Raw genomic sequence first — 13,911 nt, 5'->3', positions numbered from 1 at the left:
ATACATAAGCAAAATTGTTATCAATTTATCGCATCTTTGTTACATCCCAGAAAAAGCAGGCCGGGACGCTTCTGCTATGCTTTTTTGTTATGCATCTCTCATTCTTATCAAAGTGCGAACGGAAGCACTCCAATAACACATTGCTTTTAAAGGAGTTATTTTTCATGAATTACTTAGACGGCCTGAAACAATTCACCACCGTTGTGGCAGACAGCGGCGATATCGAATCGATCCGCCACTATCAGCCGGAAGATGCCACGACTAACCCTTCTTTACTGCTGAAAGCAGCCGCGCTGGAGCATTTCTCCCATCTGATTGATGACGCGATTGCCTATGGCAAAAAGCGCGGCAAAACGCAGGAGCAACAAGTAGCGGAAGCCAGCGACAAACTGGCGGTCAATTTTGGTGCGGAAATTCTGAAAAGCATTCCAGGGCGCGTTTCAACCGAGGTGGATGCGCGCCTCTCTTACGATAAAGCGAAAAGCATTGCCAAAGCGCACCGCCTGGTTGAACTGTATGAGGAACAGGGCATTCCGAAATCCCGCATTCTGATCAAACTGGCCTCCACCTGGGAAGGTATTCGCGCGGCAGAGGAGCTGGAAAAAGAGGGTATCAATTGTAACCTGACGCTGCTGTTCTCCTTCGCCCAGGCGCGCGCCTGCGCCGAAGCCGGGGTCTTTCTCATCTCGCCATTCGTTGGCCGTATTTACGACTGGTACAACGACCGCAAACCGCTCGATCCCTACGTGGTGGATGAAGATCCTGGCGTGAAATCGGTGCGCAATATTTACGATTACTTCAAACAACATCGCTACGAAACCATCGTCATGGGCGCCAGCTTCCGCCGCACGGAACAGATCCTGGCGCTGGCCGGTTGCGATCGCCTGACTATCTCTCCGGCGTTGCTGAAAGAGTTGCAGGGACAAGAAGGGGTCGTGGAACGCAAGCTGGTTCCTTCCCGCCAAACCTTCCACCGCCCGGAACCGCTTACGGAAGCGGAGTTCCGCTGGGAGCATAACCAGGATCCGATGGCCGTCGACAAACTGGCCGACGGTATCCGCCAGTTCGCCGTCGATCAGCGCAAACTGGAAGATCTGCTGGCCGCCAAACTTTAACTTTTGCCAAGGAGTGAACGATGTCCCGTAGAGAGCTTGCTAACGCCATTCGCGCCCTGAGTATGGACGCGGTGCAAAAAGCCAATTCCGGCCACCCTGGCGCGCCGATGGGGATGGCGGATATCGCCGAAGTGCTGTGGAATGATTTTCTTAAACATAACCCGGCCGATCCCACCTGGTATGACCGTGACCGTTTTATCCTGTCCAACGGTCACGCTTCAATGCTGCTGTACAGCCTGCTGCACTTAAGCGGGTATGATTTGCCGCTCGAAGAGCTGAAAAATTTCCGCCAGTTACACTCGAAAACACCGGGTCACCCGGAAATTGGTTACACGCCGGGCGTGGAAACCACCACCGGTCCTCTGGGCCAGGGGCTGGCGAACGCGGTCGGGCTGGCGATTGCCGAACGTACGCTGGCCGCGCAGTTTAACCGCCCCGGCCACGATATCGTCGATCATTACACCTATGTCTTTATGGGCGACGGCTGCCTGATGGAAGGCATCTCCCATGAAGTCTGTTCGCTGGCGGGAACACTGGGGCTGGGCAAGCTGATTGGTTTCTACGACCACAACGGTATCTCGATTGATGGCGAAACCGAAGGCTGGTTTACCGACGACACCGCCAAACGCTTCGAGGCGTATCACTGGCATGTGATTGGCGATATTGATGGCCACTCTCCGGAAGCGGTGAAAAAGGCCATCGAGGAAGCGCAAAGCGTGAAGGATAAGCCGTCGCTGATTATCTGCCGCACGGTGATTGGTTTTGGCTCGCCGAATAAAGCCGGTAAAGAGGAGTCGCACGGCGCAGCGCTGGGTGAAGAAGAAGTAGCACTGACCCGGCAAAAACTGGGCTGGAAATACCCGGCGTTCGAAATTCCCAAAGAGATCTATCAGGCGTGGGATGCCCGCGAACGCGGGGCGAAGCAGCAGCAATCATGGAATGAGAAACTGGCGGCCTGGGAGAAAGCGTACCCGGAACTGGCTGCCGAGTTTAAACGCCGCATGAGCGGTGGTCTGCCGGAATCGTGGGAGAAAACCACCAGCGAATGGATCAATAATTTGCAGGCGAATCCGGCGAAAATCGCCACCCGTAAAGCCTCGCAGAACACGCTGAATACGTATGGTCCGGTACTGCCGGAGCTGCTTGGCGGCTCGGCCGATCTGGCGCCCAGCAACCTCACCATCTGGTCGGGCTCTAAATCGCTAAAAGAAGATCTTGCCGGTAACTACATTCACTATGGCGTGCGCGAATTCGGCATGACCGCCATTGCTAACGGCATTGCCCACCACGGCGGCTTTGTGCCTTACACCGCCACCTTCCTGATGTTTGTCGAATATGCGCGTAACGCAGCGCGCATGGCTGCGCTGATGAAGGCGCGGCAGATTATGGTCTACACCCATGACTCCATCGGTCTGGGGGAAGATGGCCCGACGCACCAGGCCGTTGAACAGCTTGCCAGCCTGCGTTTAACGCCGAACTTCAGCACCTGGCGACCGTGCGATCAGGTTGAAGCTGCGGTTGGCTGGAAGCTGGCCATCGAGCGCCATAACGGCCCGACAGCGCTGATTCTGTCGCGGCAAAATCTGACGCAAATGGAGAGAACGCCGGAGCAGGTGCAGGCCATCAGCCGCGGCGGCTACATTCTGAAAGAGAGCGCCGGGAAACCAGATCTGATCCTGATTGCCACCGGTTCGGAGATGGAAATCACCGTCAAAGCCGCTGAGCAACTGAGCGCCGAAGGCGTGAATGTGCGCGTGGTTTCCCTGCCTTCAACGGATATCTTTGATGCCCAGGATGAAGCGTGGCGCGAAGCGGTTCTGCCGTCGGATGTCAGCGCACGCGTCGCGGTAGAAGCGGGGATCGCCGACTACTGGTACAAATATGTCGGCCTGAAAGGAGCGATTGTCGGGATGACCGGCTACGGTGAATCCGCGCCAGCGGAAAAACTGTTCCCGTACTTTGGCTTTACCGTCGAAAACGTGGTGGCGAAAGCCAAAGCGGTACTGAAAAAATAAACCTGCGGCGCGCCAGCTTGTCACGGCTGGCGCCCCCCTTTCTTTCACACCCGTCGGGCGCGCTCTAGCGCGTCACCCACAGCGTGGGCCACGCATCAGGGCCATGCCAGCCATCGCAGGCCGGTTCCTGAGCGTAACGTACCAGGCGAAAACGCTGGCCATCAAAACGCCAGCGGCTCGACACGCCACAATCCTGCAAACCACGGCCTTTCGACAATGTGTTCAGCTCGCCGCTTTTCTCGTCAAACACCGCGTTCATCAGCTCCATCTCATCGTTACCATTATCCGGCGTAAACGGCAGATGCAGGCGAACGGGTTGTGAGGCGAACGGTTTCTGCCGCGACACCAGCCACGCCAGATCGACAATGTTATACGCACCGGCTTCACAGTCGATCATCAGCAACGCTTTGTCATCGGTGAGCGCCGAGACGCGAACCTGGCGGCGCATCGGATCCAGCGAACACTGGCTGTTGTTCATGCGCCAGTTGCCGTAATCCAGCAAATCATTCAGTTCCGCATGGGTCAGCGGCGTCGGGGTCACGCTCGCCTGAGCCACCTCTTTCAATGCGGGCGCAGGCGGGACGCTAAGCGGCGGGCCATCGCCCTTTTTAATCCACGCCGTTTCGCTGCCGACGCGTTTTTGCAGCGAATCAATGAACAGCAGCGAGGCTTTCAGCCCCACCAGCGAAATCATCCCTTTGCTGCCCTGCAAGGTAATGGCCTGCCCTTCCTGAATGGTTTGCAGAAAACGGGCGATGGTTTCGCTGTCACTGGTTATCAGATGCCAGGGTGTGATTTGCCAGCGCGCTCCGGCCAGCGTTAACGGTTGTTCGTCAAGCTGCAGGCGGCCAGCGATGGGCGGCTCTTTGGCCGCAGGCAGATCAAGCCCGCCCAGATCGATACGCAGCGTCGCATCGGTTCGCGCACCGGCGCTACGCTCTAATGTCATGACCAAGCCATTGTGTTCGCCGGTGTTACGCGCAACGCAGAAATTCTGGTTATTGCAGGTCACCTGCCAGTCGGAAAAAGATTGTTGTGCAGGCGCAGCCCACAGCAACGGCGCAGAGAAAAGCCCGAACAGCAGAGTGAAAACGCCGCGATAACGCATGAATGGTACAACCCCGGAAGAAGAGACGCAGAACCTGCGTATCTTCTATCTCCGGCTTCGCTTGCTCAATCGGATTTATCGGATAGCTTCATCTGAAACTGCCCGCTATTAACCCTTTAAAATTCAGTCCATTAACCCGGATAATTTCAGGTACTGCAATAAAATCACCGCCTTGCCATCGCGAATCTCGCCGCTGGCGACCATTTCCAGTGCCTGGCTGAACGGAAATTCCAGCACTTCAATATCTTCATCTTCCACGCCGCCGCCATTATTGACCCGCTGCGCATCGCCATATTCAGCAATAAAAAAGTGTACCAGCTCAGTCACGCCGCCCGGCGACATATAGAGTTCGAAGACTTTACGCACCTCGCCGACCTGGTAACCGGTCTCTTCAATCGCCTCTTTGCGAATACAGACTTCCGGTTCATCGTCATCCAGCAAACCGGCGCAGCTCTCAATCAGACGGCCATCCTCATTGCCGTTTACCCAGGTCGCCACCCGGAACTGGCGGATCAGCAGGACGCTCTTTTTATCGCGGTTATACAGCAGGATCGTTGCGCCGTTGCCCCGGTCATAAACTTCGCGTTTATGGCGGATGACTTCGCCGTTGCTACGGGTCAGTTCATAGGTGATATTGCGCAGAACAAAGTAGTTCTCAGAAAGGATTTTATCTTTGATGACGTTAATTTTCAGTGACATACAGGCTCCAGGGCACTAACACTTAGCGTTATAGTATGCCGAAGAGCCTGTTTTGTCGCGCCAGGTGTTAATGCGTATCCGGCGTTTTTACCCCTAACCAGTCCAGCATGCCTTGCGCGGCATGACGCCCTTCCGCCATGGCCGTCACCACCAAATCGGCACCTCGTACCGCATCGCCACCGGCGAAAATTTTTGGATTGCTGGTCTGGTAACGGTACGGGCTGTTAACGCTGGCGGCAATGCGTCCCCACTCATCCATGCGCACACCCTGACGCTCCAGCCACGGCATGGAATGTGGGTTAAAGCCAAACGCCATGATCACCGCATCGGCAGGCATGACAAACTCGCTGCCCGCAATCGGCACCGGGCGACGGCGCCCTTTGGCATCCGGTTCGCCCAGTTGCGTCCGCAGCAGACGGATGCCGCAAACCTTGCCGCTTTCATTCAGCTCCACGTTCACGGGTTGCACATTAAATTCGAATTCCGCCCCTTCATCGCGAGCGTTTTTCACCTCTTTTTTCGAACCGGGCATATTGGCTTCGTCGCGCCGATACGCGCAGGTCACTTTGCTCGCCCCGTGGCGCAGCGCCGTGCGCACGCAGTCCATCGCCGTATCGCCGCCGCCCAGCACCACCACATTCAGGCCTTCGGTATTGATAAACGGCTCTTGCGCAATTTCCGGTAGCCCCATCAGTTGTTTCGTATTGGCGATCAAAAACGGCAGCGCATCATACACGCCAGGTGCATCGTCGTTCGGCAAATTGGCCTGCATTGAACGGTACGTACCCACGCCGATAAACACCGCGTCGTAATCACTCAGCAGCGTATCCAGCGCGATATCCTTGCCGATCTCGCAGTTCAGCTCGAAACGGATGCCCATCGCGCTGAAGATTTCCCGGCGGCGCGCCAGCAGGGATTTATCCAGCTTGAAGGAGGGAATACCAAAAGTCAGCAGACCGCCGATTTCGGGGTGACGGTCAAAGACGGTCGCGCTGACGCCATGACGCGCCAGCACATCCGCGCAGGCCAGCCCGGCAGGACCGGCACCGATAATAGCGATGCGTTTATCCACTGCCTGCACCTGCCCTAAATCTGGTCGCCAGCCCTGCGCCAGCGCCCGATCGGAAATGTAACGCTCGATATTGCCGATGGTCACCGCGCCGTACTCATCGCGCACCGTGCAGGCGCCTTCACATAAACGATCCTGCGGGCAGACGCGCCCGGTGATCTCCGGCAGGCAGTTAGTTTGATGGGAAAGCTCAACGGCGGAGGCAATATCGCCCTCTTTCACCCGCGCAACCCACTGCGGAATATGGTTGTGCAGCGGACAGGTCCATTCGCAGATGCTGTGTTCACCGCAGCTCAGACAACGTTGCGCTTCACGCTGCGCCTGGTCAGCGCGAAACGGCAGATAGATTTCATCAAAACCGCACTTGCGTGCCGCCAGTGGCAGTTTATCCGGCTCTCCGCGCGCGGGCGTTTTACGCATCTGCAGCACCTTGCGATCGTCAAACGCAGAAGTCTGCGCCGCAACACTGTGCCACGGCTGAGCTTCATGGCCTGCAGTACGCAGACGACGTGTTTTTGCCAGATTCGCCAGCACGTCGCTATTAACCAGTTGCATCGCGTCTGCCGGACAATTTTGCACGCAGGCCGGACCGTCAGCGCGACCCGCGCAGAGATCGCATTTGTGCGCTGTCGCTTTTACCTGGCCTTCGCCAACGGGGGTAACAAGCACTTGCATGGTGCCGAATGGACAGGCGACAACGCAGGATTTGCAGCCAATACATTTCTGCTGGTTAACCTGTACGGAATCATCAACGCGGCTAATGGCGCCGTTCGGGCAACTGCGGGCACAGGGCGCAGCTTCACAATGATGACAGGTCACCGCGCTGCGCTGCTGTTGATTTTTAATAACTGTAATTCGCGGATGAAATTGTTCGGGGCTTAATACATGTAGCTCATTGTTATGCGCCATCACGCAGGCAACTTCACAGGCACGACATCCTATACATTGTTGGCTGTTCGCCATAATAAAACGATTCATGGCAACCTTCTTTTTATTTAATTTGTTTAACCCTGGTTTTAATCAGGCATTTTATTTACCGGGAGTCTCAGAGACAGGCAATGTTCAATTGCCCAGGAAGGTTATCTATTTGTCACGAACTTGTAGCAGATCAATTTCCAGACGCATTTTGGAACAAATGCGTCTGATTGGCAGGGTTAAAAAGGGCTCCGTGCGGCGCGACCATCAGGCGGGTGTTTTTTGCTGCCAATAGCGCAAATAATCAATAACTGTAAAAAAACGTCTTTAGACTGACGAAATGACGGAAGAAAATTTGGGTTAAAATAGGTTCTGCATAGATACGCCTTAAACAGGCATGATAATTTACATTTTCTCCTTTTTTTCTCCACGATTGGTTTCTGCATTGCCGCTACATTGATGCAAGCAATGTGACTATAACGATACGCAGCGATATGAGGTTTTCTTTCTGATGGCGAATTTTTTTATTGATCGCCCCATTTTTGCGTGGGTGCTGGCGATCCTGATCTGTCTTACGGGGACACTTGCCATTATCTCTTTACCCGTCGAGCAATATCCTGATTTAGCACCACCGAACGTTCGTATTACTGCTAACTACCCTGGCGCTTCAGCGCAAACTCTGGAAAATACCGTCACCCAGGTTATCGAGCAGAATATGACTGGCCTCGATAATCTGATGTATATGTCATCGCAAAGTAGCGCAACCGGCCAGGCGACGGTGACGCTGAACTTTAGTGCCGGAACCAACCCGGATGAAGCCGTGCAACAGGTGCAAAACCAGTTGCAGTCCGCGCTGCGTAAGCTGCCGCAGGCGGTACAGAATCAGGGCGTAACGGTGCGTAAAACCGGTGATACCAACATCCTGACCATCGCCTTCGTATCCACCGACGGCTCGATGGATAAACAGGATATCGCCGATTATGTCGCCAGTAATATTCAGGACCCTATCAGCCGCGTCAACGGCGTCGGCGATATCGACGCGTACGGTTCGCAATATTCGATGCGCATCTGGCTCGACCCGGCAAAACTCAACAGCTACCAGCTCACCGCATCCGACGTTACCAAAGCCATTTCGTCGCAGAACGCGCAGATCGCTGTCGGCCAGCTTGGCGGTACGCCTTCCGTTGACCGCCAGGCGCTTAACGCCACCATCAATGCGCAGTCGCTATTACAAACGCCGGAACAGTTTCGCAATATCACGCTGCGCGTCAACCAGGATGGTTCCGAAGTGCGGCTGGGCGATGTCGCAACGGTGGAACTGGGCGCAGAAAAATATGATTACTTAAGCCGCTTTAATGGTAAAGCCGCCTCCGGTCTGGGGGTGAAGCTGGCCTCCGGCGCCAACGAAATGGAGACCGCCGAGCAGGTGATCAACCGGCTTAACGAGCTGGAGCCCTTTTTTCCGCATGGTCTGGAATATAAAGTCGCTTATGAAACCACGTCGTTTGTAAAAGCCTCCATTATCGACGTGGTGAAAACCCTGCTGGAAGCGATCTTACTGGTATTCCTGGTGATGTATCTGTTCCTGCAAAACTTCCGTGCCACCCTGATCCCCACCATTGCCGTACCGGTCGTGCTGCTCGGCACGTTCGCGGTGCTTTATTCCTTCGGTTACAGCATCAACACACTGACCATGTTCGCCATGGTGCTGGCCATCGGTCTGTTGGTGGACGATGCGATTGTGGTGGTCGAGAACGTCGAACGCATCATGACCGAAGAGGGGCTTTCGCCCAGGGAAGCGACGCGCAAATCGATGGGGCAGATCCAGGGCGCGCTGGTCGGGATTGCGATGGTGCTGTCGGCGGTATTTGTGCCGATGGCTTTCTTTGGCGGCACCACGGGCGCTATCTACCGTCAGTTCTCCATCACCATTGTGTCGGCGATGGTACTGTCGGTGCTGGTGGCGATGATCCTCACCCCGGCGCTGTGCTCGACGCTGCTGAAGCCGCTGCACAAGGGCGAGTTACACGGGCAGAAAGGGTTCTTTGGCGCATTTAACCGTATTTTCGACCGCAATGCGCATCGCTATGAAACCGTGGTTGGGAAAATCCTCCACCGCAGCCTGCGCTGGATTGTTCTCTACGTGCTGCTGATTGGCGGCATGGTGCTGCTCTTCCTGCGCCTGCCCACTTCGTTTCTGCCGCTGGAAGACCGCGGGATGTTCACCACTTCCGTGCAATTACCGAGCGGCGCAACGCAGCAACAGACGCTGAAAGTGGTGCAAAAAGTCGAAGATTACTTTTTCACTCATGAAAAAGAGAATGTCGAATCGGTCTTCTCTACCGTCGGTTCCGGTCCTGGGGGGAACGGGCAAAACGTTGCGCGCCTGTTTGTCCGCCTGAAAGACTGGGATGCGCGTAACCCGACAACCGGCAGCGCCGCCGCCATTATTGAACGCGCCACCAAAGCCTTTAACCGCATTAATGAAGCCCGCGTCTTTGCCAGCAGCCCGCCAGCCATCAGCGGGATGGGCAGTTCCGCCGGTTTTGATATGGAGTTGCAGGATCACGCCGGAGCGGGCCACGATGCGCTGATGGCGGCACGTGACCGGCTGCTGGAGATGGCAGCGAAAGATCCGGCGCTGACCCGTGTTCGCCATAACGGCCTCGACGACAGCGCACAGTTGCAAATTGATATCGATCAGCGCAAAGCGCAGGCGCTGGGCGTGTCGATTGATGATATCAACGACACGCTGCAAACAGCCTGGGGTTCCAGCTACGTTAATGACTTTATGGATCGCGGTCGCGTGAAGAAAGTCTACGTACAGGCCGCCGCGAAGTACCGTATGTTACCGGACGATATCAACCTCTGGTACGTGCGCAACAGCAGCGGAACGATGGTACCCTTCTCAGCCTTTGCCACCTCGCGCTGGGAAACCGGTTCGCCGCGCCTCGAACGTTACAACGGCTATGCTGCGCTGGAGATTATCGGGGAGTCCGCTCCCGGCGTCAGTACCGGTACGGCAATGGATGTGATGGAGAAGCTGGTCAAACAGTTGCCGACCGGTTTTGGGCTGGAGTGGACGGCGATGTCCTATCAGGAACGGCTCTCCGGCGCGCAGGCGCCTGCGCTGTATGCCGTGTCGCTGCTGGTGGTGTTCCTGTGTCTGGCGGCACTGTATGAGAGCTGGTCGGTGCCGTTCTCGGTAATGCTGGTCGTGCCGCTCGGCGTGATCGGTGCGCTGCTCGCAACCTGGCTGCGCGGGCTGGAAAACGATGTTTATTTCCAGGTCGGTCTGCTGACGGTTATCGGCCTGTCGGCGAAGAACGCCATTCTGATTGTTGAATTTGCCAACGACATGAATGCGAAAGGTGAAGATCTGCTGGTTTCAACGCTGCATGCCTGCCGCCAGCGTCTGCGCCCTATTTTGATGACCTCGCTGGCCTTTGTCTTCGGCGTACTGCCGATGGCGACCAGCACCGGGGCAGGTTCCGGCAGCCAGCACGCGGTCGATACGGGCGTTATCGGCGGGATGCTCTCGGCCACCATCCTGGCCATCTTCTTCGTCCCGCTGTTCTTTGTGCTGGTACGTCGCCGCTTCCCGCTGAAAGAGCGCGCGCAATAAAGCCAGCAAAAAGGCGACTCCGTGGAGTCGCCTTTTTTTATGTGATTGGTCACATTTTATTTTTAAGCCGTCACTGCTTAACTATTCGTCAGGAAATTATTTACGAAGCATGCCTTCGATAAAATCTTTCCAGTTCCCCAGTTCATGTTCAATCATAACAACCTCTCTTATTATCGCCGCCATTCTACTAAACGCCCCGATGACTGTGAAGGTATTTTAACTGATTGCTTCACTCATCATTAGCAGGGTATTTTTAATGGAGCTGTGTTAACTATGCGCCGGCAATTCGGTTTTTACTGTGAGTGATAGCAATATTCCACAGGCTCTATAAGGATAAATAAAATGGCGATCACATTGTACGATAAATCCGCAATTGAACATGTTGACTGGCAGGAAGTGACAGCGCTGCTCGCCGCCGGTGGGCTCAACCAGCGCGACCCGGCATTAGTCGAGCAGGCATGGCGTAACAGCACCTTCTGCTGGTTCGGTTACCATGAGGGGAAACTGGTCGCCACGGCGCGCGCCATCAGCGATCTGACATGGGCCAGCTATGCGGCGGATATTGTTGTTGCGCCTGAAATGCAGGGCCGCGGTTATGGTAAGCAGTTGATGATCAATATTGTTAAAACGTTATTACCCTTCGGCAAAACATTTATATATTCAGTTCCGGAAAAGACAGGATTTTATCAACAATATGGTTTCCGTTTTTTAACCACTGGAATGGTATGCGCAACATCTGAAAGTTTATTCAAACTGGAACAAAGCGGTTACATTCGTTAAAACCGTATTAGCAGAAGAATGATATTTTAATTACATTCCGTTATTCTAATTTCTTGTGCAAATATCCAAAAATGAGACAAAAGGATTCACCATGATCACAATGTACGGCATTAAAAATTGCGACACCATCAAAAAAGCGCGCCGCTGGCTGGAAGCGAACCAGATGGACTATCGCTTTCACGATTACCGCGCTGACGGCCTTGATGCCCAATTACTGCGTACATTTATTGATGAACTTGGCTGGGAAGCCTTGCTGAATACCCGCGGCACCACCTGGCGTAAGCTGGATGAAAGCCTGCGTGCCACTATTACCAACGCCGATGCCGCCGCCGCGCTGATGCTTGAAATGCCGTCAATCATCAAACGCCCATTGCTCTGCGCGCCCGGTAAGCCTATGCTGCTGGGTTTCAATGAATCCAGTTATGAGAAGTTTATCAACGAGGTGTAGTTTATGTCGTGCCCGGTTATTGAGCTGACACAGCAGCTTATTCGTCGCCCTTCTCTGAGTCCAAATGATGAAGGTTGCCAGGCGTTAATGATTGAACGTCTGCGTGCCATCGGTTTTACCATCGAGCCGATGAACTTTGGCGACACGCTCAACTTCTGGGCATGGCGCGGCCAGGGGGAGACGCTGGCGTTCGCCGGGCATACCGATGTGGTGCCTGCCGGCGATGCCGATCGCTGGATCAACCCGCCGTTTGAACCGACCATTCGTGATGGCATGCTATTTGGCCGCGGCGCGGCAGACATGAAAGGTTCGCTGGCCGCGATGGTAGTCGCCGCCGAACGTTTTGTCGCACAGCACCCGCAACATAAAGGACGCCTTGCCTTTCTGATCACGTCTGATGAAGAAGCCAGCGCTGCCAACGGTACGGTAAAAGTGGTCGAGGCGCTGATGGCGCGCAACGAACGTCTTGATTATTGCCTGGTTGGCGAACCCTCCAGTTCGGAAGTGGTTGGCGACGTGGTGAAAAACGGTCGTCGCGGCTCCCTGACCTGCAACCTGACAATTCACGGTGTGCAGGGCCATGTGGCTTACCCGCATCTTGCCGATAACCCGGTACACCGCGCTGCGCCAATGCTCAACGAGCTGGTGGCAATTGAGTGGGATCGCGGCAACGAATACTTCCCGCCGACCAGCATGCAGATTGCCAATATCAAAGCAGGCACCGGCAGCAATAACGTCATTCCTGGCGATCTGTTTGTGCAGTTTAACTTCCGTTTCAGCACTGAACTGACCGACGAGATGATTAAAGCGCAGGTACAGGCGCTGCTGGAAAAACATCAGCTGCGCTACACCGTAGACTGGTGGCTTTCCGGGCAGCCTTTCCTGACCGGGCGCGGCAAGCTGGTCGATGCGGTGGTGAACGCTATCGAGCACTATAATGAGATCAGACCGCAACTGTTAACCACAGGCGGCACGTCCGATGGGCGCTTTATCGCGCGTATGGGCGCGCAGGTCGTTGAACTGGGGCCAGTGAACGCGACCATTCATAAAATCAACGAGTGTGTGAATGCGGCGGATTTACAGCTGCTTGCCCGCATGTATCAACGCATTATGGAACAACTCATTGCCTGACGGGTCTGGAGGATTGCATGGACTGGCTTGCTAAATATTGGTGGATTCTGGTGCTGGTGTTTTTACTTGGCGTACTGCTGAACGTGATCAAAGATCTTAACCGCGTCGATCACAAAAAATTCCTCGCCAATAAACCCGATCTGCCGCCGCATCGTGATTTCAACGACAAATGGGATGACGATGATGACTGGCCGAACAAGGACCAGCCGAAAAAGTAACCCCGCTAACGCATTCACCCCCAGCCGGGGGTGAATTCGCTTTTACAGCAATTCAATAATATCGTCATCGTTCGGCTTACCGCCGCTTAACGCTTCGTCAAAGTAGTGTTTCGGCACGGTGTAACGCAGATGATTTAACGCCAGTTCGATACTGCGATCGTCAATCGCATGGCCTAAATCATCGACGATATCCAGCGTCACATCACCGCCAAGATGCAGCAGTGCTTCCTGTGCGCTTACCGCCCATGCCAGATCGATCACCCGATCTTCGCCACCGTGAATGAGATGGATCGTCTGGGCGCTGACGGCATTTTCCGGCAGACTGGCGTAACGACCGTTAAAAGCAATCACGCGTGATGCCAGATCCGGCTGCGCCTTCATCCCTTCCAGCGCCATAATTGCGCCCTGCGAGAAACCGATAAGCGCCGTCGCCAAAGGGCTGACACCGCTCTGCTGCTGCCAGTAACGCACAATGTCGATAAACTGCGGCATCACCGCATCCACACGCTGCTGGCGATTCTCTTCCGTCACACCCTCAACGGAGAACCATTGGCGTCCCGCGCCTGCGGCTTCAATGCCGCCAATGCTGACAATCAGTGCATCGGGAAAGTGCGGAACAAACCAGCTACCAATTTCGCCCATGGAGACCGGATTATCGCCAACACCATGGAACAACAGCAGGAGCTGTTTAGCCGGGGCGAGTGGGCTTTGCACAACAAAATGGTCATGTTTCATGATGGTCTCCTTAATCGTTGAGTGCAGTTTACGCCCGGCAGTAATAATGACCA

General features: G+C 54.9%; 12 protein-coding genes. 7 read left to right on the top strand and 5 right to left on the bottom strand.

The window, feature by feature from the left end:
- The first annotated feature begins 164 nt into the window (after window positions 1-164).
- Both tal and tkt read left to right on the top strand, forming a co-directional pair.
- A complete protein-coding gene (gene tal, locus Y71_RS07360; protein WP_007370892.1) occupies window positions 165-1,115 on the top strand; it encodes a transaldolase in 951 nt (316 codons plus the stop codon).
- A 20-nt stretch (window positions 1,116-1,135) separates the two neighbouring features.
- Window positions 1,136-3,130, top strand: coding sequence for a transketolase (gene tkt / locus Y71_RS07355; protein WP_007370891.1), 1,995 nt, complete (start codon window positions 1,136-1,138; stop codon window positions 3,128-3,130).
- Between the two features lie 64 nt (window positions 3,131-3,194).
- Here the strand turns inward: tkt and Y71_RS07350 are convergent, their stop codons facing one another.
- The 3 genes from Y71_RS07350 to aegA all read right to left on the bottom strand — a co-directional run bounded on the left by Y71_RS07350 (window position 3,195) and on the right by aegA (window position 6,984).
- Window positions 3,195-4,238: a DUF1176 domain-containing protein gene (locus Y71_RS07350; protein ID WP_007370890.1), complete on the bottom strand. Its 1,044-nt coding sequence runs from the start codon at window positions 4,236-4,238 to the stop codon at window positions 3,195-3,197.
- A gap of 123 nt (window positions 4,239-4,361) precedes the next feature.
- Complete coding sequence (gene nudK, locus Y71_RS07345) at window positions 4,362-4,937, bottom strand: GDP-mannose pyrophosphatase NudK (RefSeq protein WP_007370888.1); 576 nt, start codon at window positions 4,935-4,937, stop codon at window positions 4,362-4,364.
- Window positions 4,938-5,004: 67 nt separating this feature from the next.
- The gene (gene aegA / locus Y71_RS07340) at window positions 5,005-6,984 is read right to left on the bottom strand and encodes a formate-dependent uric acid utilization protein AegA (RefSeq protein ID WP_007370887.1); all 1,980 of its coding nucleotides are present in this window, start codon (window positions 6,982-6,984) and stop codon (window positions 5,005-5,007) included.
- Window positions 6,985-7,432: 448 nt separating this feature from the next.
- Here aegA and acrD point away from each other — a divergent pair, with 448 nt between their 5' ends.
- Window positions 7,433-10,546: a multidrug efflux RND transporter permease AcrD gene (gene acrD, locus Y71_RS07335; protein WP_007370886.1), complete on the top strand. Its 3,114-nt coding sequence runs from the start codon at window positions 7,433-7,435 to the stop codon at window positions 10,544-10,546.
- A 96-nt stretch (window positions 10,547-10,642) separates the two neighbouring features.
- Here acrD and ypfM read toward each other — a convergent pair whose 3' ends face one another.
- Entirely contained in the window at window positions 10,643-10,702 is a 60-nt protein-coding gene (ypfM, locus tag Y71_RS29925; RefSeq protein ID WP_100181659.1) for a protein YpfM, read from the bottom strand.
- A gap of 186 nt (window positions 10,703-10,888) precedes the next feature.
- On the opposite strand from ypfM, the gene Y71_RS07330 reads away from it, so the two are divergent.
- The 4 genes from Y71_RS07330 (at window position 10,889) to Y71_RS07315 (ending at window position 13,123) form a co-directional block, all read left to right on the top strand.
- A complete protein-coding gene (locus Y71_RS07330) occupies window positions 10,889-11,326 on the top strand; it encodes a GNAT family N-acetyltransferase (RefSeq protein WP_007370885.1) in 438 nt (145 codons plus the stop codon).
- A gap of 91 nt (window positions 11,327-11,417) precedes the next feature.
- Entirely contained in the window at window positions 11,418-11,774 is a 357-nt protein-coding gene (locus tag Y71_RS07325; RefSeq protein ID WP_007370884.1) for an ArsC family reductase, read from the top strand.
- Between the two features lie 3 nt (window positions 11,775-11,777).
- Window positions 11,778-12,905 carry a succinyl-diaminopimelate desuccinylase gene (dapE, locus tag Y71_RS07320; RefSeq protein WP_007370883.1) on the top strand — a complete coding sequence of 376 codons (1,128 nt, stop codon included), beginning with the start codon at window positions 11,778-11,780 and terminating at the stop codon, window positions 12,903-12,905.
- A 17-nt stretch (window positions 12,906-12,922) separates the two neighbouring features.
- Complete coding sequence (locus Y71_RS07315) at window positions 12,923-13,123, top strand: YpfN family protein (RefSeq protein WP_007370882.1); 201 nt, start codon at window positions 12,923-12,925, stop codon at window positions 13,121-13,123.
- A gap of 42 nt (window positions 13,124-13,165) precedes the next feature.
- Here Y71_RS07315 and ypfH read toward each other — a convergent pair whose 3' ends face one another.
- Complete coding sequence (gene ypfH, locus Y71_RS07310; RefSeq protein ID WP_007370881.1) at window positions 13,166-13,858, bottom strand: esterase; 693 nt, start codon at window positions 13,856-13,858, stop codon at window positions 13,166-13,168.
- Window positions 13,859-13,911 lie beyond the last annotated feature (53 nt).

This window comes from Kosakonia radicincitans DSM 16656, from assembly GCF_000280495.2.
In the GTDB taxonomy this organism is placed as follows: Bacteria; Pseudomonadota; Gammaproteobacteria; order Enterobacterales; family Enterobacteriaceae; genus Kosakonia; species Kosakonia radicincitans.
This window is presented reverse-complemented; position numbering and strand designations above follow the sequence as displayed.

Coding starts and splice junctions, on each gene's coding strand:
- acrD (WP_007370886.1), top strand. CDS start 7,433: ATGGCGAATTTTTTTATTGATCGCCCCATTTTTGCGTGGGTGCTGGCG.
- Y71_RS07330 (WP_007370885.1), top strand. CDS start 10,889: ATGGCGATCACATTGTACGATAAATCCGCAATTGAACATGTTGACTGG.
- tal (WP_007370892.1), top strand. CDS start 165: ATGAATTACTTAGACGGCCTGAAACAATTCACCACCGTTGTGGCAGAC.
- Y71_RS07350 (WP_007370890.1), bottom strand. CDS start 4,238: ATGCGTTATCGCGGCGTTTTCACTCTGCTGTTCGGGCTTTTCTCTGCG.
- Y71_RS07315 (WP_007370882.1), top strand. CDS start 12,923: ATGGACTGGCTTGCTAAATATTGGTGGATTCTGGTGCTGGTGTTTTTA.
- aegA (WP_007370887.1), bottom strand. CDS start 6,984: ATGAATCGTTTTATTATGGCGAACAGCCAACAATGTATAGGATGTCGT.
- nudK (WP_007370888.1), bottom strand. CDS start 4,937: ATGTCACTGAAAATTAACGTCATCAAAGATAAAATCCTTTCTGAGAAC.
- Y71_RS07325 (WP_007370884.1), top strand. CDS start 11,418: ATGATCACAATGTACGGCATTAAAAATTGCGACACCATCAAAAAAGCG.
- tkt (WP_007370891.1), top strand. CDS start 1,136: ATGTCCCGTAGAGAGCTTGCTAACGCCATTCGCGCCCTGAGTATGGAC.
- ypfH (WP_007370881.1), bottom strand. CDS start 13,858: ATGAAACATGACCATTTTGTTGTGCAAAGCCCACTCGCCCCGGCTAAA.
- dapE (WP_007370883.1), top strand. CDS start 11,778: ATGTCGTGCCCGGTTATTGAGCTGACACAGCAGCTTATTCGTCGCCCT.